Origin of the sequence: Zhongshania sp. (genome assembly GCF_041623545.1) — a bacterium.
GTDB lineage: Bacteria > Pseudomonadota > Gammaproteobacteria > Pseudomonadales > Spongiibacteraceae > Spongiibacter.
Map to the genome: position 1 here is coordinate 1 of NZ_JBFJWS010000293.1, position 3,977 is coordinate 3,977.

Genomic DNA, 3,977 nt, shown 5'->3' on the forward strand with positions numbered 1-3,977 from the left:
CCTCTACGAGGAGCCCTTTGTGGTACTGCTGCCCTGCGACCACCCCCTCGCCATTAAAACAGCGCTGCACCAAGACGACTTACTGAATGAAAACGTCCTGCTGCTAGGAGAAGGCCACTGTTTTCGCGATCAAGTCATGGCCGCGTGTCCCGGCCTGCGACAAACCTTTGCCAATGGCGACCGGCTATTACAGTCAGTTGTGGAAGGCAGCTCCTTAGAAACTTTAAAACACATGGTGGTATCGAAGCTCGGCATTACCATACTGCCACTGTCAGCCGCGCAAGTTGCTCCCTATGGCGATGGCGTGCTGTGTACTCGGCCTTTTGTCGATCCCTCGCCAACCCGCACCGTAGCATTGGCCTGGCGCGCTAGCTTCCCCCGCCACCAGGCCGTGGATGTCATTAGCCGCGCTATTAAAGCCTCGGCGGCGGCACTAACCTCGCTGCCAAGCTCACAAAGTCCATCCAAAACAAAACGTAAAATTAAAAAGCCCGGATGAGCCAGCCCACGAGCAGAAGCAAGCCAGCCACCACCGTGGCACTGCACCAACTCGGTGTCGCCACCCTAAAAGGCGTGGGCCCCAAGGTCCGAGAAAAGCTAGACGCCTTGGGCATTAAAACCGTACAAGATTTACTCTTCCACTTGCCGCTGCGCTACCAAGACCGTACCCGTATTACCCCGATTGGTGCCCTGCAACTCAGCACCGACGTGGTCATTGAAGGTAATGTGCTGGTCGCCGATGTGGTGTTCGGCCGCCGCCGGAGTTTGGTATGCCGACTCCAAGACGGCAGCGGCACCACTACTCTGCGCTTCTTTCATTTTAGCGCCGCGCAAAAAGCCCAGCTCACTCCCGGCGCCCGGCTGCGCTGCTTCGGTGAACCCCGGCGGGGCAGTGGCGGCCTAGAGTTTTATCATCCTGAATACCGCGTGTTAGATGGTGACGACGTCGTTGCCGTGGAGGAGCGTCTCACCCCTATTTACCCCAGCACCGAGGGCTTTGCCCAAACCAGCTGGCGCAAACTCTGCGATCAAGCGCTACAACATCTCGACCACCACCCTGTTACTGAGTGGCTACCCGCAAATTCTCTACCCTATGCACTCAAAAACAGTCGTTGGACTTTAGCCGAGGCGCTACGCTATTTACATCACCCTCCCACTGATGCCTCAATCAGTCAGCTGCAGGAGGGGCTGCACCCAAGCCAGCGGCGTTTGGCCTTTGAAGAATTACTCGCCCATAATTTAGCGCTGCAAGAGTTACGACGCGAGACCCAACGCGGCGGTGGGCCAGCACTGGACGGCCCAACAACATTACAGCGCGGTTTTTTAAAAGGTTTAGGATTCACGCTAACATGCGCGCAACAACGGGTAGCCACAGAAATTGCCAAGGACCTGCGCAGTTACACTCCCATGCTGCGTTTGGTGCAGGGCGATGTCGGCAGCGGAAAAACTGCTGTGGCGGCGCTTGCCGCACTGCGCGCAGTAAGCAGCGGCTACCAAGTTGCGATTATGGCCCCCACTGAGATACTCGCCGAGCAGCACTACAACAGCTTTAGCCAATGGTTTGAACCGCTAGGCTTGCACGTGGCCTGGCTGACCGGCAAATTAAAGGGCAAAGCCCGCCAGCTGCAGAGCGAGGCCATTGCCGATCACCGCGCCCACGTCGCCGTTGGTACCCATGCGCTTTTTCAGAACGACGTGGAGTTCGCCCGCCTCGGCTTAGTCATTATCGACGAGCAACACCGCTTTGGGGTTCATCAACGCTTAGCGTTAAAGCAAAAAGCCGCCGCCAATGTCGGCCAGCCCCACCAATTGATCATGACGGCAACGCCGATTCCCCGAACTTTAGCCATGACCGCCTACGCCGACCTCGACACCTCGGTTATCGACGAATTACCACCCGGCCGCACGCCAGTGAACACCGTCGTACTGGCCAACGACCGGCGCGGTGATGTTATGGAAAGACTACGCGGTGTTTGTGCCAGTGGGCAGCAAGCCTACTGGGTTTGCACCCTAATTGAAGAATCCGACAAACTTCAGGCCCAAGCCGCGGAAGCCAGCTGGGAATTATTAAAAGAAACGCTGCCCGAATTGCGGATTGGCTTGGTTCACGGCCGCATGAAGCCAAAAGAAAAAGCGGCAGTCATGGCCGAATTTAAAGCCGCTGAATTAGACTTAATCGTCGCCACCACGGTTATTGAAGTGGGAGTAGACGTACCCAATGCCTCGCTAATGATCATTGAAAATGCCGAGCGCCTCGGTCTAGCCCAACTTCATCAATTGCGCGGGCGCGTCGGCCGCGGCAGCCAGCAAAGTTTTTGCGTATTACTCTACCAAACACCGTTGTCGCGCAATGGTCGCGAACGCTTAGCCGCCCTGCGTGACAGCAATGACGGCTTTGTTATTGCTGAGCAAGATTTGGCACTGCGCGGTCCCGGTGAAGTACTAGGCACCCGCCAAACTGGCTTAATGAGTTTTAAGATCGCCGACTTGCAGCGCGACGACGATTTACTCGACGCCGTGCGCGAGCAAGCCCAACTCATTCTCAATAAACACCCTGAAAATGTTAAACCACTTATTCAACGCTGGCTATCGGGCCGCAGTGTTTACGCCTCGGTGTAAGCCTCCAATTCGGGAATAGGCAAACGTCCTTAGTCGACAACACCATAAATATCGACTACAAATGAAGTATGACTGATAAATATAAAAACCTGCGCCGCTTCTTTCGGCTGCCTTATCCTAGGGCGGCGCAGCCCCCGCTTACCGTAGACAAGGACAAGGCCTACCGCGTATTAGAAGTCTCAGAACTCGGTATTGTGCTTGAACAACAGGCCAATACACCCTTGCAAGTCGGCGAGACGGTGAGCGGCACTATTCGATTTCACGATGATCACCACGAAGACATCGAGGGCGAAGTTTACCGGCTCGACTCCCGCGGCGTGATAGTGCAACTGAATCGTGGCATTAGCCCTCGATACATGATCAAGGAACAGATTTACATCAAAAACGCCTTTCCGGTGTTTTTTCGCTATACCGTGCAGGGGAAAACGAAATAAAGCGAGGTAACGAGATTTTTACTTCTAGTCTTTTTTCTCTATCGTAACTTCAATAGATTTACTGTTTCCGGCAAACCACTTCTGCACATACAAAGAACCCACAATGGGGGGTGTTCCTTCATCGGGGACTTCTTTATAGCGAACACTATTCTTGGTTTCTTTTTCAATTTCAAATTTGATTACTTTTTTCGACATGAAATTAGCTACCCCGCAATCTGCGCTCTCAAGCATTGATTAAATAAATAATGGATACGCCACAATTCTAAATGCGCTATTGTTTTTTATCGCCGTCCATCTTTGCCTTTAGATCGGCAAAAGGGTTGAACGTCGCCGCCTTGGATTTTTTCTCGGTCGTACTGCCGTAGCGCACCAAATTTTCGTGTTTGGTATGCTCCTCGTCATGACAATAAATACAGAGCAACTCCCAATTACTGCCATCAGCGGGATTATTATCATGATCGTGATCGACATGATGAACCGTTAACTCAGATAGGTTCTTACGGTCAAAGTCACGGGCACACCGACCACACACCCAAGGATATAATTTTAAGGCTTTTTCTCGGTACCCTGTTGCTCGCTTAGCATTGTACTCTCGCTGTTCCGCGAGCACTTGATCCAGCGTTTTTTTATGAACACTCATTACACCACCTACTTTTTACAATGTGGATTAGCGAATTTAAGCACGCCTTAAATACCATCTCCATCCTGCCAGGGAAGCTGGCGTAATTCCTGAACATTGCCTTCGGTTAGCAGCTGCCAAAGGTCGAGTATCTTCGTTACCGGAATACTAGGCATATGCCACGGGCCTTCACCTGTGACGACGTTTTCCAGACAAACAAGCCCAGAGTGGAACGCCGAGATACACCATTGACCGTTATGTGTCAGCGAGACACACGCTTCAGTGTCATCTACGCTGAGCGATCC

6 protein-coding genes are annotated in these 3,977 nt (G+C 52.8%); 3 read left to right on the forward strand and 3 right to left on the reverse strand.

What is annotated here, in order from left to right:
- The 3 genes from ABYT30_RS16685 to ABYT30_RS16695 form a co-directional block, all read left to right on the forward strand.
- On the forward strand, nt 1–499 hold a 499-nt coding region (locus ABYT30_RS16685; RefSeq protein WP_373097570.1), incomplete at its 5' end, for a LysR substrate-binding domain-containing protein.
- Complete coding sequence (gene recG, locus ABYT30_RS16690; RefSeq protein ID WP_373097571.1) at nt 496–2,619, forward strand: ATP-dependent DNA helicase RecG; 2,124 nt, start codon at nt 496–498, stop codon at nt 2,617–2,619. The genes ABYT30_RS16685 and recG, both read left to right, overlap by 4 nt.
- Before the next feature lie 68 nt (nt 2,620–2,687).
- Complete coding sequence (locus ABYT30_RS16695; protein WP_373081351.1) at nt 2,688–3,053, forward strand: hypothetical protein; 366 nt, start codon at nt 2,688–2,690, stop codon at nt 3,051–3,053.
- Between the two features lie 24 nt (nt 3,054–3,077).
- Here the strand turns inward: ABYT30_RS16695 and ABYT30_RS16700 are convergent, their stop codons facing one another.
- From ABYT30_RS16700 to ABYT30_RS16710, 3 genes are all read right to left on the reverse strand, one after another.
- The gene (locus ABYT30_RS16700; protein WP_373097572.1) at nt 3,078–3,248 is read right to left on the reverse strand and encodes a hypothetical protein; all 171 of its coding nucleotides are present in this window, start codon (nt 3,246–3,248) and stop codon (nt 3,078–3,080) included.
- A gap of 76 nt (nt 3,249–3,324) precedes the next feature.
- A complete protein-coding gene (locus ABYT30_RS16705) occupies nt 3,325–3,693 on the reverse strand; it encodes a YajD family HNH nuclease (RefSeq protein WP_373081353.1) in 369 nt (122 codons plus the stop codon).
- A gap of 47 nt (nt 3,694–3,740) precedes the next feature.
- The coding region (locus tag ABYT30_RS16710; protein ID WP_373097573.1) for a hypothetical protein at nt 3,741–3,977 on the reverse strand (237 nt) is incomplete at its 5' end.

Coding starts and splice junctions, on each gene's coding strand:
- recG (WP_373097571.1), top strand. CDS start 496: ATGAGCCAGCCCACGAGCAGAAGCAAGCCAGCCACCACCGTGGCACTG.
- ABYT30_RS16695 (WP_373081351.1), top strand. CDS start 2,688: ATGACTGATAAATATAAAAACCTGCGCCGCTTCTTTCGGCTGCCTTAT.
- ABYT30_RS16700 (WP_373097572.1), bottom strand. CDS start 3,248: ATGTCGAAAAAAGTAATCAAATTTGAAATTGAAAAAGAAACCAAGAAT.
- ABYT30_RS16705 (WP_373081353.1), bottom strand. CDS start 3,693: ATGAGTGTTCATAAAAAAACGCTGGATCAAGTGCTCGCGGAACAGCGA.